Annotated in this window: 20 protein-coding genes and 1 pseudogene; 14 read left to right on the top strand and 7 right to left on the bottom strand. The window is 62.0% G+C overall.

Annotated features, from left to right (window positions below):
- Positions 1 to 45: 45 nt before the first annotated feature.
- The 5 genes from PMI11_RS01655 to PMI11_RS01635 are packed head-to-tail and all read left to right on the top strand — an operon-like array spanning position 46 to position 5,039.
- On the top strand, positions 46 to 1,062 hold the full coding sequence (locus PMI11_RS01655) for an iron-siderophore ABC transporter substrate-binding protein (RefSeq protein WP_007812604.1): 1,017 nt from the start codon (positions 46 to 48) through the stop codon (positions 1,060 to 1,062).
- Positions 1,059 to 2,102: a FecCD family ABC transporter permease gene (locus tag PMI11_RS01650; RefSeq protein WP_007812602.1), complete on the top strand. Its 1,044-nt coding sequence runs from the start codon at positions 1,059 to 1,061 to the stop codon at positions 2,100 to 2,102. Before PMI11_RS01655 ends, PMI11_RS01650 begins: the two co-directional genes overlap by 4 nt.
- Positions 2,103 to 2,104: 2 nt before the next feature.
- Entirely contained in the window at positions 2,105 to 3,139 is a 1,035-nt protein-coding gene (locus PMI11_RS01645) for a FecCD family ABC transporter permease (RefSeq protein WP_007812600.1), read from the top strand.
- Complete coding sequence (locus PMI11_RS01640; protein ID WP_007812599.1) at positions 3,136 to 3,978, top strand: ABC transporter ATP-binding protein; 843 nt, start codon at positions 3,136 to 3,138, stop codon at positions 3,976 to 3,978. The genes PMI11_RS01645 and PMI11_RS01640 overlap by 4 nt, the downstream gene beginning before the upstream one ends.
- Positions 3,975 to 5,039: a DUF2218 domain-containing protein gene (locus PMI11_RS01635; protein WP_007812597.1), complete on the top strand. Its 1,065-nt coding sequence runs from the start codon at positions 3,975 to 3,977 to the stop codon at positions 5,037 to 5,039. Before PMI11_RS01640 ends, PMI11_RS01635 begins: the two co-directional genes overlap by 4 nt.
- Positions 5,040 to 5,177: 138 nt before the next feature.
- On the opposite strand, the gene PMI11_RS01630 is transcribed toward PMI11_RS01635, so the two are convergent.
- Positions 5,178 to 6,110, bottom strand: a complete 933-nt coding sequence (locus PMI11_RS01630) for a hypothetical protein (protein ID WP_007812595.1) — start codon at positions 6,108 to 6,110, stop codon at positions 5,178 to 5,180.
- Positions 6,111 to 6,607: 497 nt separating this feature from the next.
- On the opposite strand from PMI11_RS01630, the pseudogene PMI11_RS37955 reads away from it, so the two are divergent.
- Positions 6,608 to 6,788, top strand: a pseudogene (locus PMI11_RS37955) (adenylate/guanylate cyclase domain-containing protein); the annotation flags it as partial.
- Between the two features lie 32 nt (positions 6,789 to 6,820).
- A complete protein-coding gene (locus tag PMI11_RS01625) occupies positions 6,821 to 8,581 on the top strand; it encodes an MOSC and FAD-binding oxidoreductase domain-containing protein (protein ID WP_007812593.1) in 1,761 nt (586 codons plus the stop codon).
- Positions 8,582 to 8,879: 298 nt separating this feature from the next.
- On the opposite strand, the gene PMI11_RS01620 is transcribed toward PMI11_RS01625, so the two are convergent.
- Together PMI11_RS01620 and PMI11_RS01615 are read right to left on the bottom strand one after the other, a co-directional pair.
- Positions 8,880 to 10,217, bottom strand: a complete 1,338-nt coding sequence (locus PMI11_RS01620; protein ID WP_007812591.1) for a GAF domain-containing protein — start codon at positions 10,215 to 10,217, stop codon at positions 8,880 to 8,882.
- Positions 10,214 to 10,690, bottom strand: a complete 477-nt coding sequence (locus PMI11_RS01615) for a hypothetical protein (protein ID WP_037070536.1) — start codon at positions 10,688 to 10,690, stop codon at positions 10,214 to 10,216. The genes PMI11_RS01620 and PMI11_RS01615 overlap by 4 nt, the downstream gene beginning before the upstream one ends.
- A 168-nt stretch (positions 10,691 to 10,858) precedes the next feature.
- Between PMI11_RS01615 and PMI11_RS01610 the strand changes: the two genes are divergently transcribed.
- A complete protein-coding gene (locus PMI11_RS01610; RefSeq protein WP_007812587.1) occupies positions 10,859 to 11,566 on the top strand; it encodes a hemerythrin domain-containing protein in 708 nt (235 codons plus the stop codon).
- Between the two features lie 208 nt (positions 11,567 to 11,774).
- Here PMI11_RS01610 and PMI11_RS01605 read toward each other — a convergent pair whose 3' ends face one another.
- The 4 genes from PMI11_RS01605 to PMI11_RS01590 form a co-directional block, all read right to left on the bottom strand.
- The gene (locus PMI11_RS01605) at positions 11,775 to 12,491 is read right to left on the bottom strand and encodes a DUF4405 domain-containing protein (RefSeq protein WP_007812584.1); all 717 of its coding nucleotides are present in this window, start codon (positions 12,489 to 12,491) and stop codon (positions 11,775 to 11,777) included.
- Entirely contained in the window at positions 12,488 to 12,961 is a 474-nt protein-coding gene (locus tag PMI11_RS01600) for a cytochrome P460 family protein (protein ID WP_007812582.1), read from the bottom strand. The genes PMI11_RS01605 and PMI11_RS01600 overlap by 4 nt, the downstream gene beginning before the upstream one ends.
- Complete coding sequence (locus PMI11_RS01595) at positions 12,958 to 13,281, bottom strand: carboxymuconolactone decarboxylase family protein (protein ID WP_157179577.1); 324 nt, start codon at positions 13,279 to 13,281, stop codon at positions 12,958 to 12,960. The genes PMI11_RS01600 and PMI11_RS01595 overlap by 4 nt, the downstream gene beginning before the upstream one ends.
- Before the next feature lie 165 nt (positions 13,282 to 13,446).
- Positions 13,447 to 14,337, bottom strand: coding sequence for a LysR family transcriptional regulator (locus PMI11_RS01590; protein WP_007812577.1), 891 nt, complete (start codon positions 14,335 to 14,337; stop codon positions 13,447 to 13,449).
- A gap of 109 nt (positions 14,338 to 14,446) precedes the next feature.
- On the opposite strand from PMI11_RS01590, the gene PMI11_RS01585 reads away from it, so the two are divergent.
- The 6 genes from PMI11_RS01585 to PMI11_RS01560 all read left to right on the top strand — a co-directional run bounded on the left by PMI11_RS01585 (position 14,447) and on the right by PMI11_RS01560 (position 20,225).
- Positions 14,447 to 15,607, top strand: a complete 1,161-nt coding sequence (locus PMI11_RS01585) for an aldo/keto reductase (protein ID WP_007812575.1) — start codon at positions 14,447 to 14,449, stop codon at positions 15,605 to 15,607.
- A gap of 695 nt (positions 15,608 to 16,302) precedes the next feature.
- Positions 16,303 to 16,728 carry an acetyl-CoA carboxylase biotin carboxyl carrier protein gene (locus tag PMI11_RS01580; protein ID WP_007812574.1) on the top strand — a complete coding sequence of 142 codons (426 nt, stop codon included), beginning with the start codon at positions 16,303 to 16,305 and terminating at the stop codon, positions 16,726 to 16,728.
- Complete coding sequence (locus PMI11_RS01575; RefSeq protein WP_007812571.1) at positions 16,725 to 18,113, top strand: acetyl-CoA carboxylase biotin carboxylase subunit; 1,389 nt, start codon at positions 16,725 to 16,727, stop codon at positions 18,111 to 18,113. Before PMI11_RS01580 ends, PMI11_RS01575 begins: the two co-directional genes overlap by 4 nt.
- A complete protein-coding gene (locus PMI11_RS01570; protein WP_007812570.1) occupies positions 18,110 to 18,529 on the top strand; it encodes a hypothetical protein in 420 nt (139 codons plus the stop codon). Before PMI11_RS01575 ends, PMI11_RS01570 begins: the two co-directional genes overlap by 4 nt.
- Positions 18,526 to 19,233, top strand: a complete 708-nt coding sequence (gene pxpB / locus PMI11_RS01565; RefSeq protein ID WP_007812567.1) for a 5-oxoprolinase subunit PxpB — start codon at positions 18,526 to 18,528, stop codon at positions 19,231 to 19,233. The genes PMI11_RS01570 and pxpB overlap by 4 nt, the downstream gene beginning before the upstream one ends.
- Positions 19,230 to 20,225: a 5-oxoprolinase subunit C family protein gene (locus tag PMI11_RS01560; RefSeq protein ID WP_007812565.1), complete on the top strand. Its 996-nt coding sequence runs from the start codon at positions 19,230 to 19,232 to the stop codon at positions 20,223 to 20,225. The genes pxpB and PMI11_RS01560 overlap by 4 nt, the downstream gene beginning before the upstream one ends.
- Positions 20,226 to 20,231: the final 6 nt, after the last annotated feature.

Below are 20,231 nucleotides of genomic sequence, written 5' to 3'. Positions count from 1 at the left end.
AACCTGAAAGTGCAGGTCAACTTAAAAACTGGCGGAGTTCGCACGATGCTGCGCTTTTTGCTTGCCGCTACGAAAGTGGCGCTGACCTGTATCTGGATCATTGCCGTGGCGGCCGGCGCCAGCCGGGCGGATGAGAACACGTCCTATCCCGTCACCATCAAGCATGCTTTCGGCACGACCGTTATCGCCAGGAAGCCGGAGCGGGTTGCGACGGTCGCCTGGGCCAATCATGAAGTACCGCTGGCGCTAGGCATCGTGCCCGTCGGTTTTGCGGCTGCCAATTTCGGCGATGATGACGGCGACGGGCTGCTGCCCTGGGTGGCAGACAGGCTCAGGGAACTGCATGCCGATAAGCCGGTTCTCTTCGATGAAGGCGACGGCATCGATTTCGAAGCGGTCGCAGCGACCCGGCCCGATGTGATCCTGGCTGCCTATTCCGGCCTCAGCCAAGCCGACTACGACACGCTGAGCCAGATTGCCCCGGTCGTTGCCTATCCGGAAGCGCCGTGGTCGACCGACTGGCGCGAGATGATCCGCCTCGACAGCGCAGGGCTCGGCATGGCGGCAGAAGGCGAGGCGCTGATCAAGACGATCGAGGGCGAAATAGCGGAAACGGTCGCCGCTCATCCCGAGCTCAATGGCAAGTCGGCAATGTTCATCACCCATCTCAATGCGACCGATCTCAGCACCGTCAATTTCTATACGACCAACGATACGCGCGTGAAATTCTTCGCCGACCTCGGGCTGACATCTCCAAAGAGCGTCGTGGAGGCATCCGCGCCAGGCAAATTCGCCGGATCGATCAGCGCCGAGCGTATCGATTCCTTCGATAACGTCGATATCGTCGTCACCTATGGAAACCAGCAACTGCTCGAAGCGCTGGAAAAGAACCCGCTGATGGCGAGAATGCCGGCTGTTTCCAAGGGTGCGCTGGTAACACTCGGCCGCGACCCGATCGGTACGGCTGCCAATCCAACGCCGTTGTCGATCTCCTGGGTGCTTAAGGATTACGTGGCGCTGCTTGCCGACGCCGCCATAAAGTCTCCAAGCAAGCCGCAATGATCGTGCCTCGCCTCAAATCATCATCCAGCCCTGCTGCGGCAGCTGGGTCGAACCAGGCACGCAGCCTCTGGCTTCTCGGCCTGGCTGTTGCGCTTGTTTGTCTCTGTGCGCTCTCGGTCACTGTCGGCACCCGTGACGTGGACTGGACCGACATATTTGCGGCGCTGATCGGACATGCCGACAATATCGGTCAGGCGGCAGTGACGGTGCGCATGCCCCGGACGCTGCTTGCCATCATCGCCGGCGCCGCACTGGGGCTTGCGGGCGCAATCATGCAGGGCGTGACGCGCAATCCGCTTGCCGATCCCGGTATTCTGGGCGTCAATATGGGGGCATCGCTTGCTGTCGTGGTCGCCGTTGCCTGGTTCGATATTTCCTCGAACGAAGCCTATATCTGGACGGCGATCTTCGGAGCCGGGTGCTCGGCGCTCTTCGTCTATACGATCGGTTCGCTCGGGCGCGGCGGGGCGACGCCGTTGAAACTGGCGCTTGCAGGGGCGGCGACGTCGGTCGCTTTTGCGTCGATGGTCATTGCCGTCGTGCTGCCGCGCAATGATATTGCCGGCGGCATCCGCTCCTGGCAGATCGGCGGTGTCGGTGGGGCGACATTCGAACGCATCCTGCCCGTTCTCCCATTTCTCGCTGCCGGTTTCCTCATCAGCCTGCTGTCGGCGCGTAAGCTCAATTCGCTTGCACTCGGCGACGAACTGGCGGCGAGCCTCGGCGAACGTGTGGCACTCGCCCGCGGTATCGCGGCACTCGGCGCAATCCTGCTTTGTGGCGCGACGACCGCGGTCTGTGGCCCGATCGGTTTTCTTGGCCTCGTGGTGCCGCACCTTTGCCGCTTGCTGGTCGGGGTCGATCACCGCTGGATTCTGCCTTTCTCGGCGATTGGCGGCGCTTGCCTGCTGCTTGCAGGTGATGTCGTCGGACGTATCGTCGCCAGACCCGCCGAGCTCGATGTCGGCATCGTCACGGCATTGATCGGTGCGCCATTCTTCATCGCCATTGTCAGGCGTCAACGGGTGCGCGAGTTGTGACGATGACAGCATCTTCCCTTGACCGCATCGTCGATAGCCGCCGACGTCGGACGCGCCGGCACAGGCTCGTGGTCGTCCTGCTACTGTGCCTTGTCGTGGCGTTTTTTGCGCTGACACTGTCGCTTGGCCAGTCTTTTACGCCGCCTGGCGACGTCATCCGGGTCCTGCTCGGCGAAAATGTGCAGGGTGCAGCTTTCACCGTCGGTCAGCTGCGGCTGCCGCGTGCCGCGCTTGCGGTTCTCGCGGGGCTGAGCTTCGGGCTTGGCGGCGTCGCCTTCCAGATCATGCTGCGCAATCCGCTCGCAAGCCCCGACATTATCGGCATCAGTTCGGGAGCGAGCGCTGCCGCCGTCTTCGTGATCGTCGTTCTATCGCTGAAGGGGCCGGTCGTTTCCATCGTCGCCGTCATTGCCGGGCTCGGTGTGGCATTGCTCGTCTACGGGCTTTCATTTCGAAACGGGGTCGCCGGCACGCGGCTCATCCTTGTCGGCATCGGCGTGTCGGCGATGCTGGAAAGTGTCATTGCCTATATCCTGTCGCAGGCCCCGGCCTGGAGCCTGCAGGAGGCGATCCGCTGGCTGACAGGCAGCGTCAACGGTGCCCAGCTTGGCCAGGTAGCACCATTGCTGCTTGCGCTTGTCGTCTTCGGCGGCCTCCTGCTCAGCCGCGCGCGTGATCTTGAAGCCTTGCGGCTTGGCGATGATACGGCAGCAGCCCTCGGCGTCGGCGTGTCGCGCACCCGTATCCTTATCATCGTCGCAGCGGTCGGGATGATCGCTTCGGCAACCGCGGTGACAGGCCCGATCGCCTTCGTCACCTTCCTGTCGGGACCAATCGCGGCCCGCATCGTCGGCAACAATGGCTCCATCCTCATTCCCGCAGCGCTTGTCGGCGCCGTGCTGGTGCTGGCAGGCGATTATGCCGGCCAGTTCCTGCTGCCGAGCCGCTATCCAGTCGGTGTCGTCACCGGTGCGCTCGGCGCTCCCTACCTCCTATTCCTGATCGTGCGTGTCAACCGGACAGGAGGTTCGCTATGACCATCCACACCCTGGCAGCCACCCGCCTTTCGGCCGGTTATGGCGAAGACGAGATCCTGCACGGGCTCGATCTCGCCGTACCGCCCGGCAAGATCACCGTCATCGTCGGGGCGAATGCCTGCGGCAAGTCCACGCTGCTGCGTTCGATGTCGCGGCTGCTTTCGCCGCGCGAAGGGCAGGTCCTGCTCGACGGCAAGTCGATCCACCGCACGCCACCACGCGAGCTTGCCCGGACACTCGGGCTTCTGCCGCAATCGCCGATCGCGCCCGAGGGCATCACCGTTGCCGATCTCGTCAGCCGCGGGCGCCATCCGCACCACAGCCTGTTTTCGCGCTGGACGCGTCGGGATGACGAGGCTGTCGATGCTGCACTCAACGCGACCAAGACTGCCGATCTCGCCGAGCGGCCCGTCGACGAGCTCTCCGGCGGTCAGCGCCAGCGGGTCTGGATCGCCATGGCGCTCGCCCAGCAGACGGAAATTCTGCTGCTCGACGAGCCGACGACCTTTCTCGATATCAGTCATCAGGTCGAGGTGCTCGATCTCCTGACCGATCTCAACCATCAGCGCGGCACGACCGTCGTCATGGTGCTGCACGACCTCAATCTTGCAGCACGTTATGCCGACCATCTCGTCGCCATGACGGAGGGCCGCGTGCACGTGTCCGGGACGCCGCAAGAGGTGCTGACAGAGCACAATATGCGGCATGTCTTCGCTCTCGAGAGCCGTATTATCACCGATCCCACATCCGGCCGCCCGATCATGCTGCCGATCGGCCGCCACCGGATGGCGGCGGGCGGGGACGAGGCGCAACAGGCATTCCACGAGGAGAACAGATGACGACGGCGCAGGAATTCAAGCTCTCGGGTGTTGCCCTTCCAAGGGACGCTGCTGCCATGCTCGGCGAAATCTGCGAGCATTTCGTCGAACATGCCGAAGTGCAGCGCAGCGCCGATCTCGCACTTCTGACGAGCAAGGTGGGCACGACCGAAATCCGCATTCGGGACAAGAAGCTCATGATCGAGCTTTCCTGCCCCTCGGAAAAGACGCTGCAGATGAGCCGCACCATGCTGGCAGAGCATCTGTTCTACTTTGCCGGCGAAGACCCGCTTGAACTCACCTGGTCTGATCCGGCAGCGCTTGCCGTCCTGCCGAATATCCATGAGGCCACGGTGGTTTCGGCCGAGGATGTCACGCCGCATATGCGCCGGGTGAAATTTGCCTGCGCCGACGTGACGCCTTTCATTGGCGGCGACATGCATGTCCGCCTGCTCGTACCGCCGAAGGGCAGGGCGCCGGTCTGGCCGGGTCTGCGGGCCGATGGCCGTGTCGCCTGGCCCGAAGGCAAAGACGAACTTCTGGTGCGCGTCTACACGATCCGTTTTGTCGATATTGAAAAGCGCGAACTCTGGATCGATTTCCTGCAGCATCCGACACCCGGCATCAAAACGCCCGGCGCCGATTTCGCCCGCGACGCCGAGCCCGGTCAGCAGGTCGCACTGCTCGGTCCCGGCGGCGGCGATCTGCCGGCGGCGCAATCCATCCTGCTTGCAGGCGATGAAAGCGCGCTGCCTGCGATCGCCCGCATCGCCGAGGAAGTGCCGGCAGGGACGCGCCTGCAGGCAATTATCGAGGTCGCTGACGAAATGGAGGAGCAGCTATTCTTCTCGGCGGGTTCACTCGACGTGCGCTGGCTGCATCGGCGCTATTACGCAGACGGCGCCAAGGACATTCTGCTGGAAGAAGCCAAACAAGCCATTGCCGCCACCGAGGGTGAGATCTTCGTCTGGTTTGCCTGCGAAAAGGAAGATGTACGCGCCATGCGGACGTTCCTGAAGGCACGAAGGCATGACAGGAAGAATATGTATGTGGCCTGGTATTGGGAGCGCGGGGCCGAATAAGACATCGCCCGGTTGGCGGTGCTGAGTCCATCGGGCGGATTTGGTCCAAGGCCTATTTCGGCCTAGCAGGTAGTTTGAGCTGGATGTAAGCCCTCTAGGTCTTGCGCAGGCCCTGCGAATTGCGACCACGCCAAGAGCTCAACCCTCTCGTTGCTCATTGGTCGGCTCGGGTACATGGCAACAGGCCCATTCGAACGCTTCGTCGATGGCCGCAAACTTGACTGCCTGCCAATGTCGATAGTCGCGGATCAGCTCTGCCCCAAGCCAGAAATCACCGCTGTTGCTGGAGAGCTCCCATCCACAAGTCCCAAGCAAGTGAGCGCGATCGAAAAGGCGCCGCGCGTGGGTCCGGGAGATGGCGTAGCGCTTGAAGAATTCTCCGATGCGCAAAGGACCAATAGGCATGCGCGGCTCCAGTTCCCTTTCCGGGGGCAAGCGAGACATCAGGTCATGCAGGATGTTGCTGCCGGAAGCAGTTCGGACGAAAGCGTCCACCGTCTGCGGAGGGCTGGTCCAGTTTGGATCGTGAAAGAGGCTCTGGGACATTCTTGGCTGCGCATACCAGAGCAGGCGCCGATCGGCGGATGATCGTGAGAATCGTGTGCCCCGATCGAGCATGTCGAGTGATTTCAAATGTTCGTCGAACCACTCGCGAATCAAGGTTTCGGCAGTTTCGGAAATTCTGAGCTGGCGAACACGCCTGTCCCCGCTTTCATGAGTATCAACCAAGAGACCGTAGTTGCGCATCTCTGCGAGATGCGCGAACGCCGTGTTCTTGGAAGCAACGTCACTCTCGGCGATGAGGGCGTTCAGTTTGGCGGCCGTAAGGCCCGGATGAGACGGCGACGTGACACGCTGAAAATGAAAAGCCAGAATTGACTGCGTCAGCAACCATCGCTTCATATCTGCGGTATAGCGGACGATACGAGGTGCGGCATCGTGCATGGCAATTAGCTTCAGCGCCGCATCCTTCAGGGCGAGCGCGTAAAAGCGATTTTCCAAAATAGCTTCGACTGTCAAAACCGTCGGCGCATTCGTGGCGGAGCGCATTGCGGTTAATAGGGAACTCAACGGATATCTCCAAGCAAGGATGAATTGGGCAAGCTGCCGCCTGAGCGACTGTTTGCGCCCATGGCGTAGTTTACGCCACTGACGCGCTCGCAGGGTTTCATGTTCACGTGCACTTCCTTGGACGCTGGGCCAAATCGATTTCGCCAACTTTCAGCCGCCGGCACTCGGCCATCTCCTGCTGCACTATGTCCCTTAAGAAAGAATTGTAAAGTATAGCTAATCTGTTGATTTCCACCAGGAGTTGATCTGGCATTTCCATCGGAGATTTGGCTCCTACTTATATTTGCAGCTGTTGAGTGCAACGCTTTTACGGATCCACTGGAGGATCAAATGAGTTGGCATCGATTCGAGTGAAACGAGACTTTAGAGGCTTGGAACACCACCGCGCTTCTGTGGATCGTAACTCCGCCCGTCGGGGCGACTATTCAGGCGCGCGTGAAACATGCGGTAAAATCATATACGATTTGTAGCGCGGAGTTCATATTGGGAGCCAAGACATGGAGCGCAAATTATCTGCAATCCTGGCCGCCGATGTGGTCAGATGCTCAGCACTTATGGACAAAGACGAAGCGGGAACCTTTGACCATCTTTGAGTGCGACGCACTGAGCTTTCAGAACCCGAGATTGCTGGGCGCCATGGGCGGATTTCAACTCATGGGCGACGGTCTTCTGGCAGAGAAATATCGTCATGATCTTCGAAAGGGAACGTTATGGTTCATCTGCTTTCGGTCAACGTCGGCCTGCCACGTGATATCGAGTGGCAGGGGAAACTGGTGAATACGGCGATCTGGAAGACGCCGGTCAAAGGAGCTTGCATGGTGCGCCGCCTCAATATCGACGGCGACGGCCAGGCGGATCGCGCTGGCCACGGCGGCGAGAACCGCGCAGTTTATGTCTACCAGACGGATTCCTACCGGTATTGGGAGGAACATCTGGGCCGACGTGATTTCGTCTATGGTCAGTTCGGCGAGAACTTCACGCTCGATGGTCTTCCAGACGCCGAAGTCTGCATCGGCGACCGTTACCGCATCGGCGAAGCTGTCTTCGAGGTGAGCCAGCCTCGCGTCACCTGCTATCGGCTCGGTATCCGGATGGGGTTGCCAGAAATGGCTGCTCTGCTGGTCTCGCACCGAAGACCGGGATTCTACCTCCGTGTCCTGCAGGAAGGGAAAGTTCAGGCGGGCGACGAAGTCGAACAGGTGGCTTCGGCAGAGGACAGCATGACGGTCGCCGACATCAACGATCTTCTCTACAAGCCTGGTCACCCTCGCGATCGATTGGAACGTGCATTGCGGATCCGCGCATTAAGTCCCGGTTGGCGTCGCTCGTTTCAGTCCTTGCTGGAGCAATCTTCAAAAAACGGGGCTTCGCCCGGAAACGCTGGCCTTACGGGGGAGAAGCGTCTCGAGTTGGCGTGGGAGGGATTTCGCTCGTTCAAAGTGTCGCGCATGTCGCTCGAGAGTGAAAGCGTCAAGTCTCTTGAGCTCGAGCCGACGGATGGAAAGCGGCTGCCCGCCTTCCTTCCGGGACAGTTCATCGTGCTCGGTTTCCAGCCCAGAGGGGCTCCTCTCTTGCTGCGGAGCTATTCCTTGTCGGGCCAGTCAAATGACGCCTATTACAGAGTGAGCATCAAGCGGGAAGCTCGCGGCGTCGCCAGCGCCTATGTCAATGACGAGCTGGGCATCGGCGAGGTGGTGCAGGCAAGCGCGCCGCGCGGCAGCTTTACGCTGGCCGAGGGCGAGACGCCGATCGTCCTCCTCAGCGCCGGGATTGGCGCGACGCCCGTCCTTGCCATGCTCCACGCCCTGGCAGTCGATCGCTCGGGCAGAAAAATCTGGTGGCTCCATGGCGCCCGGAATGGACGAGAACATCCGTTTGCGGACGAAGTGAGAGGGCTTCTACAAATCCTTCCGGATGCGCAAAGCCTTGTCTGCTACAGCGCACCCGATCCGGCCGATAAGCCAGGTATTGACTACGACAGGCGATCTCGCCTCGATCTGGCGGTCATCCAGTCGCTGCGCCTGCCGCTGGACGGCGACTTCTATCTCTGCGGGCCGGCAAGCTTCATGGACGATCTTGCAGCAGGGATTGAGAAGCTCGGAGTGGAGCTCGGCCGAATTCATACCGAAATGTTCGGATCGGCCGCGTCCATCACTCCAGGGATCGCGGCCTCGCTGAGCCGGCAACCGCATCAGCCGGACGGGCCTCTCGGTGCTGGCGCCTTGATCTCGTTTGCCCGCAGTGGTCTTAGCGTCGCCTGGAACCCGAAGTTCAACAATCTGCTGGAGTTCGCGGAGGCATGCGACGTGCCGGTGCGCTGGTCGTGCAGGACAGGCGTCTGCCACACCTGCGAGACCGGATTGATTTCCGGTGCAGTGTGCTACCGTCCCGATCCGATCGATGCCCCGGCGGACGGTAATGTGCTTCTGTGCTGCTCGCAGCCGAAAGGCGAGCTCGTCATCGATATGTGACAGAGCCGGATGCGATCAGATATCGTGACCGGGCAGTTTTTTCGCCGATTGCGAGCGATCACTCAGGAAAACGCCGGATGCTTTCCAAGCTTCGAGGCCGCTGTCTCGTGGGACTTGTCTTCACTCGCGGCAGCTTCTGCCCTACGGATCGTCGCCAAGCGGAGGGAGCACTTCAGCCTCGTCTGCGAGATGGAGGTGGCTATTAAAGGATGGTGACGGTCAGGACCGAAACCGGCTGGTTCGCTGCACCCGAAACCGCGCCAATGTGGCTGCCTTGGCGAAGGAACATGCTGAAGGCTTAGTCCTCGATCACCTCGATCTCGGGCCGACCGGCGAGCGTCAGCCGCAGGCGGCCCCGGTCGGCACGTTCCAGTTTGATCGGCCCGGCCTTTTCCTCCAGCCGCCGGCGCAGCAGGATCAGCCGGGTCTCCAGGTTGTCCTTGAAATCCGGCAGCTGCAAGCGCCGGTCGCGGCGAATCTCGCGGTTCAGGAACTCCTGCTTGCCGCTACGCGTATAGTCTTCGAGAAAGTGCAGCAGCAGCCGCCCCGGCACGCCGCGGATCAGGTAGTCGTCGTCGACAAACAGCGAGCCATCGCGCTGGTAGAAGCGCACCGCAATCCGCCGACCGGCCGGCACGTGCTCCACCTGTGGCCCGGCCCTGTCGCGCCGGCCCGTCTCGGCCCGCTCGCGCTCATCGGACAGGAAGGAGAGGGCGGTGGCGAGGTGTGCTGCCACTACGGTCAGTGCCTCCTCGTCGCGATGTCGGAAGGTGAAGCGTTCCGTCGATTCCAGGAAGAGCACGCCGACGAGCCTCGAGTGCGCGACCAGCGGTAGAGCGATCTGGCTCAGCGGCTTTTCGAGAGCCGGCAGCGGGATGGAGGCGGCGTCCTCGATACCGGCCATGGCCCGCACCGCCTGGACGTAACGCTGGCCGCGGCTGAGATCGGTGATCCGGACGGCGCTCCTGCGCTCGGCGGAGACCCCGATGATGCCGCTCCCGGCTGCAACCTCGGCGCCGAAGCCGAACTGCTCGTAGCCACGGCTGGCGATCGTCGTCAGGCCCCCGCGTTCGCCGTCCGGCACCAGGACTATGGAATGGCCATAGCCGAAGTGCTCGGCCAGCCCCTCGAGCGTCATGTCGAGCAGCGTTTCGGGGTCGGCGCAGCCCGACATCCGCGCCGCAAGCCTCGCCACTTTGCCCATCAGGTCGGGCAGCACCAGCGGCTCGGGCGCGACGAGCGGATTGGCGGCCGGAACCGGCTGGCAGTCCTCCACCCGGTAAATGTCGAGGGCGCGCAGCTTCATGATCCCGCCCATCCGGCTTTCGAGGATCGCGAGATGGACTGCCACGCGTTCGAAGGCCTCGCCCTCCGTCTCCGAGCGCTCGAAAACAAGTTCGAGCACGTGTTGCTGGCCGCTATAGCCGTCGACCACCATGACGGTCGCGAGCCCGTTGCGTACCACGTTGGCGGCAGTCTTGGAGAAGAACTGGTTGGAAAGCGCCACATGTGTCTCGTCGACATAGTGCACGTGCGAGAGATAGGAGACGTTGGGCATGCCATTGGCATCGGTGGTGGCGATAACGGAGGGGATGACGCCTTCGAAACTGTCACGCAGCCGCTCGAGAGGGATCATGCCATGGTTTCCCGCGTCAGCCTGCGTCCGGCGCCCGGCCCCGGCGTCTGCTCGAAGACTTCCTGCGGCTCAATCGTCAGACAGACAAGATCCTGGTCTGACAGCGTGCTGGAAAGCTGCATGCGGGTGACCCCGAGCGCTAGCATGCGCGCCAGCTGCTCGGCGACATAGGCCTCGCCCAGCGTCTGGCAGGCGGCGTCCGCGGGGCCGGCATTCAGGATCTGGCCCTTGATTTGACAGGCCTTGTAGTCGGCCGCCCGAACAAAGGTCGTGGCGATCGGGCGCCCGACCAACGCCTCGCCCACGGCCTTCGGCCACTGGCAGCGCGAGGCAAGAAATTGCAGATGTCCGCTCGACCGGTCTAAACGTACGCCCGACCCACGGCCGATCATTGGTCGGCCGCTCCCGTCTCGCGTCGCAAACAGCATCATGACGGGACTTTCGATGAATTCCGCAAGTTTCGAGCCCAGCAATGCTTTTCTCCCCACTACGAAGTCATAATAAGTAGTTAGGATATTCTTAGCAATCGCGGCGATCGCTTAGGATGGTTTTAGGATGCTCCTCGCAGGTACCTCGATTATCCCCTCCCCATCGCCCGGCGCACAGAGACGCGGCGCCGGCTAAAGAGAGGAAAACCAGTCATGAGTCACGAATTTTCGCTTACCAGCATTCCCGATCTCAATAGCCGCTACGATATCTACGGCGCCGTCCACAAGGGCCTGCGCAAGGCCGGCTGTGACCTGCTCGGACGCCTCGGCACGGCCGATTTCCACAATGCCGAGGAGACCGGCTTCCTGATCGAGGACCTGCGCCACTACCTGATGCTCGCCGCCTCCCACGTCGGTCATGAAGATGACCACATCCACGAAGCGCTCGCCGCCAAGGGCCTCTCCACCACCACCCTCGACGAACAGCACGACGATCACCGCACTGCCTTCCGTGAACTGGAAGAACTCGTCGTCGCCTGGGAAAATGCCTGGCCGCTGCACAAGCCGGCCTGCGGGCGTAAGCTTTACCTCGCCTTCGCGGCTTACATCGCCGACGACTTCGCGCATATGCATGAGGAGGAAACGGTGACCGGGCCGCTTCTGTGGCGCAACTTCACCGACCATGAAATGCTGGGTATCGAGATGCGGATCATCGCTTCCCTGTCGCCGGAAAAGAGCATGGCATTTATGCGCATCATGATCCCGGCGATCAATCCGGCCGAGCGTGCTGCGCTGCTCGGAGCCATGAAGAAGGATGCGCCACCGGAAGTCTTCCAAGCGGTCATCGATTTCGCTGTCCGCCCCGCCCTTTCGGTGGGCGACTTCGCGCAGCTCGCCGGCGCATTGCAACTGGCCGCCTGAAAGGCCGGCAGCGGGCGGGAGAAGCTCGCCCGCTGCCGGTCCAGAATTTCTGGAGAAGACCTATGTGCAAACCAAATGGCGAGGCCGCCATCCCGGCCGAATGTCCGCATCGCGGCGATTGCCGTCTCTGTCCCATGCTGTACGCGGTCGCGGCCGAGGAAATAGAAGAGCGCGTCGATGCGCTCGTCCGGCAAAAACCTCCGACGCCTCACGACCGCCTGACGCCAGCGTCTGCAGTGTTGGCGCGCGCCTCTGACAAACGCTCGCGCCGGTGTATGAACGCGGCGCTATAGTGCGCCAGGGTGGCGACAAGGGCCATGATCGAAGCGTAGTTGACGAAGAAGCCCAGTGTCGAACCGTTGAAATCCCACATGTCGAGCGTGTAGGTCAGCATCAGCTTGGAGCCGAAGGTCATCTCGAAGCAGCTCCTGACGCCGAACACCGCGATGATGGCCACCATCGCCCTCAAGAGCGCCGAGCGCCAAATGTTCGTCTTGACGATGCAGAACATCTTGGCAAGCACCGTCATTACCATCCGCCATCGGAAACCCAGATGCACCGAGACGATCAGCACGACCCAGTATGCGGTGAACATGTGGATCTCCCGAACACCGAACGCCCCGTCGAGGGAGGCGAAGGCGAAGACATCGCGGGATATCAGGACGCTTGTCACCAGCATCGTCGCCATCGTGACGGCCAGTCCTGCGATCGTGACCGTGTTGAAAACCCTTGTTACGCCGTAGCGGCCGCGCAGGGCGGCACCGTACCAGCGGCGATTGACGGCGATATGGGTGATCAACAGCGCGAAGAGAAGCGTGCCGAATATCTCGTGGGCAAGGTTGCCCAGCCACCAATAGGCGAGGCACGCAACGAGGAGGCCAAGTGCGGCAAGATGAAGGAGCAGGCGAACGGGAAGCGGCATCATTCGAATTCGAAGCGCCGCATGTCGCTGTGCGTGTAGAGGAAGTCCCGGTCGGCCCGCGAGGCATGGCAAGACTGGCAGCGCGCCGTATTCTCGGCCATGTTGATCGTCTTGTCGGGCTTGAACCATTGGAATTGCCAGTCTCCAGTCCTGCGGGTGTCGTCGTAGTCCGCGCCCCAGCCCTCGCGCTTCTCCATGACGAAGTAGCGGAAAACCTGACCTTCCCTATAGTCGACGAGCACGACGTGCGTGTCGGGTGGAACCGGCTGACCGTTCTTGACAGCCTCGATCGCCTCGCGCGATGTCATGATGTGCTCGGTGACCTCGCCACGCGTGACGGTAGTGTAATGGATCAAGCTGTCGAGATTCGGGAAGGTCGTGCGGTTCTGCTCCGCGTGGACCTGCCATCCGATCAAGGTCACCGCGCAGCCGGAAAGCAATGCGCCTGCGACAATGCCTGCGACGTTCTTCATTCGGACACGCCCTCGAACACTTCCTTTGCGACACTCGCTGCGGTGACCGCATTCGGCCAGCCGGCGTAGAAGGCGAGGTGGGTTATGGCTTCGCTGAGCTCTTCCTTCGTCGCTCCGTTCTGAAGCGCGATGCCGAGATGCGATCGAAGCTGATCGGGACGGTTCAGGGCGATGAGAGCGGCGACCGTGATCAGGCTGCGGTCGCGCTTCGACAACTCCTGCCGCTCCCAAACGTCACCATAAAGGACATTGTCGGTCAGTTCGGCCAATTTGGGCGCGATCATCCCCATCAGTTGCTGCGCTCTTGATTGCTTCGTCATGTCTTCCCCGTTGCTAGTGACTGCGGGTATGGGACACTCCCAAGGCAGAGCCGCAGTCTTCGGTCGTCGGAGAAGAATAAAGGAGCGGACGCGGGCGGATTAGCGACTGAAATCCGCATGTGCTCATAAGTCTGTCTTATCAATCACGATGCGTTGATTAGCGCGTTATCTGCGAACCCGGAGCGCTTCCACAACGAGAGAAAACGCGGGCGAGGGGTGCCGCCGGTTCGGATAATAGAGATGATAGCCTGTAAAGGGTTCGCACCAGTCTTCCAGCACCCGGATCAGTTCTCCCTTCTTGAGCTCGGCGTCCACCTGATCTTCAGGCATGTAGGCAAGCCCCAGTCCCCGAAGGGCGGCCTCGCGGCGCATTGCCAGATTGTTGAAGACGAGCTGTCCTTCGACGCGGACCCGAAGTTCGCGGCCGTCCTTCTCGAACTCCCAGGCGAAGATGCTGTCATGCGTCGGCAGGCGCATGTTGATGCAATTGTGGGCCGTGAGATCCTGCGGCGTCTCCGGCCACAGGTTCTGCCGAAAATAGGCGGGCGAGCCGACCACCGCCATGCGCACCTCCGGGCCGATCGGGACCGCGATCATGTCCTTGGCGACCTGCTCGCCGAGGCGCACTCCTGCATCGAAGCGTTCGGCCACGATGTCGGTCAGGCCGTAGTCGACGATGATTTCGACGGTGACGTCGGGGTTGTCCGGAAGGAACCGGTCCAGCGCGGGCGCAAGGACGGAAATCGCCGGATGCTCGCCTGCCGTAATCCTGACGATGCCGGTCGGCTGGTCTCGCATCGCGCTCAAGGCGATGAGCTCGGCCTGGATCTCCTCGAACCGAGGTCCGGCGGTTTGCAGCAACCGCTCGCCCGCGGCCGTCGGAGACACGCGTCGCGTCGTCCTCGTCAAGAGCCGCAGGCCGAGACGCTCCTCGAGACCGCGGATCGTCTGGCTCAATGCCTGCGAGATGCCCAGTTTCACGGCCGCCTTGGTGAAGCTCTCTTCGCGCGCGACGGTCACGAAGGCGGCGAGGTCGTTGTAGTTCTCGTGCGGCATTCATTAGTCCTGCTTATAGGGAGATGCGGATTATACCATCTAATCCTGGAGATCGGCGAGGGCTATGTTGCGGGCCCGTGAACCGCTCATGAGCTCGAAAGGATTTCCGATGAGGGACGAGAAGACGTTAAACATGGGCCGCCGCAGTTTCCTCGGCGCGGCGGGATCTGTCGCTGCCATGCCTCTGGTGGAGGCCAGCTTCTCTCCAGCGGCGGCGCAATCGGCGATGACTGCAAGCCCGGCTTCCGGGAGCGCGGCGCTCGGCAAACGAAAGCTCGGACAGCTGGAGGTGTCCAGCGTCGGCATCGGCGTCCAGAACATGAGCCGCACCTATCAGACGACCATTCCAACGCGCACGGAGATGCACTCGATCATCCGGACGGCTTACGAGAACGGTGTCACGCTCTTCGACGCCGCGGAAGCCTATGGGCCGCACGAGGTCGAACGAATTCTAGGTGAGGGCGTGCAGTCATTTCGGGAAAAGGTGGTCATCGCCTCGAAGTTCGGCTGGAACATCGACCTGGAGACCGGCAAGCGGCTGCCGGGCCTCAACAGTCGGCCGGCTCACATCAAGCTCGCGGTCGACGGCATGCTCAAGCGCCTGCGGACCGACCGCATCGACCTTCTCTACCAGCATCGCGTCGACCCGGCCGTTCCGATCGAAGACGTGGCAGGCGCCGTGAAGGATCTTCAGGCGCAAGGCAAGGTTCTCCACTGGGGTCTCTCCGAGATGGGTCTCCAGACGGTTCGCCGCGCCCACGCAGAATTGCCGTTGACCGCGATCCAGAGCGAGTATTCGATGCTGTGGCGGGGACCGGAAGACGCCGTCCTGCCGCTCTGCGAGGAGCTAGGCATCGGCTTCGTTCCATGGAGTCCGCTCGGCGTCGGCTTCCTGACCGGCGCGATCGACGAGCGGACGCGGTTTGCCGAGGGCGATATCCGCGGCATCGAAGGCCGCTTCGCACCGGACAACCTGCCGAACAATCTTGCTCTGGTCGCATTGTTGAGGACGTGGGCCGAACGCAAGAGCGTGACGCCTGCTCGGATCGCTCTGGCATGGCTGATGGCGCAGAAGCCATTTATCGTTCCGATCCCCGGCAGCACCCAGATGCCGCACATGCAGGAAAACATCGGTGCCGCTTTCGTCAGCTTCGTTCCCGACGAGATCGCGGAACTGAACAAGGCCGTGGCGGCGATCCAGATCAAGGGCGCGCGTCTTCCGGATCAAGTGCTGGTCTATTCCGGCGTCGAGGCTCCGCCACGGGTGTAACTCGGCTAAGCCGCCTGACAAATCGGAAGATCAAGGTACGGGGGGGGCGTCTTCCCGAAGCGGTCCTTAAGATGACAGGCCATTAATGCCAATGAGAGGCTTGGTCTCGCCACCCAACCGAACCGGCCCGTCAATGTGCGGGTCGGTTGGATGGTGCATCGACCAATGGCGGCCGGTTCGAGCATCGCTCTCTCTAAAAATTGTCGGATCGCAAGCGTAAGACCGGAAAGCGGAGGACCTGGATCGCGGACGGTTGCTCCCGCTTCTGCTGCGCTTCATTTCTTTTGGCGGCCCCCGCGGATCGGCTTGTGTGCGATCCGACCAAAGCCAGAACGAATCGCCGACGAACCGAAGACATTGCCACTTTCCCGTTTCGTTCATCACAACCCCTTGTGCGAAAAGGCTTTTTTAACCATAGGCTGGCCGTGGGCGCGGTCTCATCATCCTGCGAGATCGCAAGGCGTTGCGATACTCTCAAAGACCTCCGACTAGACATGTACTCCGCATCGAAAGGTCGGAGCCGACGAGTATTGGGCTCTCTGCGAGCTGCGCCTCACCGGTGCCGGCCGGCGCAAATTGCCGGTCATCAAAACTTCGTCTGACCCCATCGTCACAAGCATCATGCTAGGGAATGGTCATGCAGTCGTCGCCGTCGGGCGCGGCTGGAAGTTGCATTCCAAAATACCGAGATGCTCATGGATCTGGAAAAGATAAAGACCTTGATCGACTTCGTCGGGCGATCGAACGTCACCGAGCTGACGGTCACACAGAAGGACACGACAGTCCGGATCTTTCGCCTCAACGACCAGGCAGCCGCTCCCGCTCCGGTCTTATCTGACCCTTCCAAGGACGAGGTTACGGCACCGGTAACAGCCGACGCTGCCGCGGTGACAGTCAGGGCGCCCGTCTTTGGCATCCTCCACCGCGCTCCCTCTCCCGGCGAACCGGCGTTCGTGCAGTTGGGCGAGACGGTCGAGGAAGGTCAGACGCTGTTCATCATCGAGGCCATGAAGGTCTTCAACCGCATTACCTCTCCGTGCGCGGGACGCATCACAGATCTGTCCGAGATCGACGGCGGCGAGGTGGAGACCGGGGACCTCCTTGCGGAGATCGCGGCATGAGGCAGTCTTCCGACAGTGCAGCGGCGCCTCTCCGGTTCGATACCGTGATGATCGCCAACCGCGGCGAGATCGCAACGAGGATCCAGCGTGCCTGCCATGCTCTTGGGATCAAGACCGTCATGATCTGCTCGGAAGCCGATAGGCAGGCGCCATACCGGCGCGACGCTGAACACTTCCTCTGCGTGGGACCTGCTCCGGCGGCAAAGAGTTATCTCAATCAGGATGCGATCCTGCTTGCCGCCCGGCTGACCGGTGCCGGCGCCATTCATCCCGGATACGGTTTCCTGTCGGAGAAGGCGGCTTTTGCGGAGGCGATCGAAAGAGCCGGCCTCGTCTTCATTGGACCGCCGGCCTCGGCCATCGCAACGATGGGTGACAAGATTGCCGCAAAGCGGGCGATGATCGCAGCCGGCGTTCCCTGCGTGCCCGGGCCGGACACGGCCCTTCCGGAAGAGCGGGATGTGATCGAACGCACCGCTCGTAAGATCGGATATCCCGTCATCATAAAGGCCGCCGGCGGTGGTGGCGGTCGCGGCATGCGCGTCGTTGCGGATGCGGGGCAGCTGCATGAGGCCGTCGCGCTGACCCGCGAAGAAGCGCGACAGGCCTTCGGCTCGGCCGAGCTCTACATGGAAAAGTTCCTTCAACATCCTCGTCACATCGAAATCCAGGTCCTCTGCGACAGTTACGGAAATGCCCTCTGGCTCGGCCATCGGGACTGCTCGATGCAGCGTCGCCACCAGAAAGTGGTCGAGGAGGCTCCAGCCCCGGGTATCTCGCCGCGGATCATCGATCCCGTCGGGCTGGCCTGCGTAGAGGCCTGCCGTCAGATCGGCTATCGCGGCGTCGGGACCTTCGAGTTTCTCTTCGAGGACGGCAGATTCTATTTTATCGAGATGAATACGCGCCTGCAGGTCGAACATCCTGTCACCGAAATGACGAGCGGTCTCGACATCGTCCAGGAGCAGATCAAGGTCGCCCAGGGCTGCCGCCTGGAGATCGATCAAGCCGAGGTCCGATGCACCGGCCATTCGATCGAATGCCGCATCAATGCCGAGGATCCGGACAGCTTCCTGCCGTCAGCCGGGATGATCGATCGTCTGACACTTCCCGGGGGTGAGGGCGTGCGGGTGGATACGCACATTTGTGAAGGCTACAGGGTTTCCCCCTACTACGACTCCCTCATCGCCAAGCTGATCGTGCATGCACCGAACCGACCGGCGGCGATCGCCAGGATGCGCGAGGCATTGGCTGCAACCGAGATCGGTGGGATTTCGACCAATCTTGCCTTCCTGCGCGCGCTCTTTGATGACGAGGCCTTCGGCCGCGGCGAGACGGATATCCATTATCTCGAACAATGGCTCGCACGGCGGAGGTCGACATGAGCAAAATCGACCTTACGGACGCCGAAACGATTGCCACGCTCACCGATGCGCTGACAAGGGCAGGGGTCGAGGGGCTGGAGATCACCACGCCCCGCGGCCATCTGCGGATCGTTATTGCCAAGGGAAAGGACGTTGCGGTTTCCGGTTCGGCCACCACCCCGCAGGCCTCCGCTTCCACTTTCCTCCTCAAGGCGCCTTTGGCCGGCCATTTTCGACCGTCGGAGCCGGGCGACGAGGCAAACGGCAGCTCGCAGCGCCAGGTCAGCGAAGACGACATCCTCGGCTTCATTGCTGTCGGGCCGATCCTCCTTCCTCTGTCTGCCGGTCGCGCGGCCATCGTGCGGCGACGCCTGGCCGATGCCGATGCCTTGGTGGGCTTTGGCGAACCCTTGTTCGAACTCGAGCAATTTACATGACGATACAGCCCAACAACCATGCCCCGCGAGATGAGACGCTGACGGCCGTTCGCGACGGGGCGCGGGTTTCCTTCATCGGGGCGAAATCCTTCCTGCTCGAGGCGCCGGGCGACTTTGATCTTCCCGCGCAGCGCCTCATCTGGGCGACGTCGCGCCTGGTTTCGACATGGCATGACGTGGCGGAAGTCATTCCGGGCATGACCAATCTGCTGGCGATCCTGAAAGAGACGCCGGAGGATCCGACCCCTGTCGTCGAGCGGTTGCAGACCGCGTGGCAGGAGGCCCGCAGCATCGATCTGGCCGGTAAGACGATCGAAATCCCGGTTCAATACGGAGGAGAATTCGCTACCGATCTTCCCGCCCTTTGCGACCTGTCGGGCTTGAAAGACCGGGAGATCGTGCGGATCCACCATGAAGCGTCCTACCGGGTCTTTGCGCTCGGAAGCGCGCCGGGCTTCGGTTACCTGCACGGCCTCGACCCGCGCATCTACATGCCACGCAAGACCGTGCCGTCGCTTCGGATGGAAAAGGGCTGCGTTACGATCGGCGGCATGCAAACCGGCGTCGCCATGCTGACCGGGCCAAACGGCTGGAATTCGATCGGCCATGCCGATCTCAAGATGTTCGACCCGACGTCGTCGACGCCCGCCTTGATGGCACCCGGCGACCGCGTGCGTTTCGTGCCGGAAAGGATCGAACTGTGATCGAGATCGTCCAGACAGGTCCCTTCAATACGATCCAGGATCTCGGCCGGCCCGGCTATCGCGACATCGGCGTCTCGGCGAGCGGCGCCATGGATCCGCTCGCCGTCAGGATCGGCAACATTCTGCTTGGCAACCCAGAGAGTGCTGCCGCCATCGAAGTGCAGACCTTTCCGTTCAAACTTCGTTTTGCCGTCGACGCGGATTTTGTCGTCACCGGCGCGGAAAGCAGGCCACGCCTCACCGGACGTACATTGTCGCCATGGTGTACACATCGCGCAGCCAAGGGCGATGTCCTGGAAATCGAGCAGCCCCGTCGTCTGGCACGCGCCTACATCATGGTGGCCGGTGGGTTCGACGTGCCTCTCCTCATGGGATCGCGCAGCACCACGCTGCGCGGCGGGTTCGGCGGCAATTGCGGCAGGCCGCTGACTGCCGGCGACACGCTCCCGATCGCGGCCGCCGACGAGGCGTTGCCGCTCCCGAAGGGCGGCATCTCTGTCATCGAGCCGGAGGTCGCCCTGCGCGATCTCTTTCTCGAGCCCATCGATGGAGAGCTCTCGGTTCGTGCCATCGTCGCCGGCGAGCACGAGCTTTACGGCGCCGACGCCGACCGGTTCTGGAGCCAGGCCTGGCGGATCTCGTCGCAGAGCGACCGGACGGGCTATCGGCTGTCCGGCGAACCGATCAAGCCGGGCGTGCCTGTCGAAATGCGCTCGCACGGCGTGGTTCCTGGCGTGGTTCAGGTTCCACCGGGCGGTGAGCCCATCATTCAGATGAGCGATGCAAACACGGCAGGCGGATACCCGAAGATTGCGGGTGTGATCGAAAGCGACCTGTGGCGGCTCGGCCAGGCGCGCATCGGCAGCAGGGTAAGGTTCGTTCGCGCGACCCATGCCGAGGCCAGGGCAATCGAGCAGGCGGTCACCCGCTATGTCGATGATGTCAGGCGCACCGCAGCGATGGTCAAACGAGCGCTCGGTGTGATCGGCTGACGGGGC

Source organism: Rhizobium sp. CF142, assembly GCF_000281145.1.
Lineage (GTDB): Bacteria > Pseudomonadota > Alphaproteobacteria > Rhizobiales > Rhizobiaceae > Rhizobium.
Note: the sequence above shows the minus strand (reverse complement) of the source record. Positions and strands in the feature narration are given on the sequence as shown.

Coding starts and splice junctions, on each gene's coding strand:
- PMI11_RS01590 (WP_007812577.1), bottom strand. CDS start 14,337: ATGCCGCACGAGAACTACAACGACCTCGCCGCCTTCGTGACCGTCGCG.
- PMI11_RS01640 (WP_007812599.1), top strand. CDS start 3,136: ATGACCATCCACACCCTGGCAGCCACCCGCCTTTCGGCCGGTTATGGC.
- PMI11_RS01575 (WP_007812571.1), top strand. CDS start 16,725: ATGAGGCAGTCTTCCGACAGTGCAGCGGCGCCTCTCCGGTTCGATACC.
- PMI11_RS01650 (WP_007812602.1), top strand. CDS start 1,059: ATGATCGTGCCTCGCCTCAAATCATCATCCAGCCCTGCTGCGGCAGCT.
- PMI11_RS01600 (WP_007812582.1), bottom strand. CDS start 12,961: ATGAAGAACGTCGCAGGCATTGTCGCAGGCGCATTGCTTTCCGGCTGC.
- PMI11_RS01620 (WP_007812591.1), bottom strand. CDS start 10,217: ATGATCCCTCTCGAGCGGCTGCGTGACAGTTTCGAAGGCGTCATCCCC.
- pxpB (WP_007812567.1), top strand. CDS start 18,526: ATGACGATACAGCCCAACAACCATGCCCCGCGAGATGAGACGCTGACG.
- PMI11_RS01645 (WP_007812600.1), top strand. CDS start 2,105: ATGACAGCATCTTCCCTTGACCGCATCGTCGATAGCCGCCGACGTCGG.
- PMI11_RS01610 (WP_007812587.1), top strand. CDS start 10,859: ATGAGTCACGAATTTTCGCTTACCAGCATTCCCGATCTCAATAGCCGC.
- PMI11_RS01580 (WP_007812574.1), top strand. CDS start 16,303: ATGGATCTGGAAAAGATAAAGACCTTGATCGACTTCGTCGGGCGATCG.
- PMI11_RS01595 (WP_157179577.1), bottom strand. CDS start 13,281: ATGACGAAGCAATCAAGAGCGCAGCAACTGATGGGGATGATCGCGCCC.
- PMI11_RS01655 (WP_007812604.1), top strand. CDS start 46: ATGCTGCGCTTTTTGCTTGCCGCTACGAAAGTGGCGCTGACCTGTATC.
- PMI11_RS01635 (WP_007812597.1), top strand. CDS start 3,975: ATGACGACGGCGCAGGAATTCAAGCTCTCGGGTGTTGCCCTTCCAAGG.
- PMI11_RS01570 (WP_007812570.1), top strand. CDS start 18,110: ATGAGCAAAATCGACCTTACGGACGCCGAAACGATTGCCACGCTCACC.
- PMI11_RS01625 (WP_007812593.1), top strand. CDS start 6,821: ATGGTTCATCTGCTTTCGGTCAACGTCGGCCTGCCACGTGATATCGAG.
- PMI11_RS01585 (WP_007812575.1), top strand. CDS start 14,447: ATGAGGGACGAGAAGACGTTAAACATGGGCCGCCGCAGTTTCCTCGGC.
- PMI11_RS01605 (WP_007812584.1), bottom strand. CDS start 12,491: ATGATGCCGCTTCCCGTTCGCCTGCTCCTTCATCTTGCCGCACTTGGC.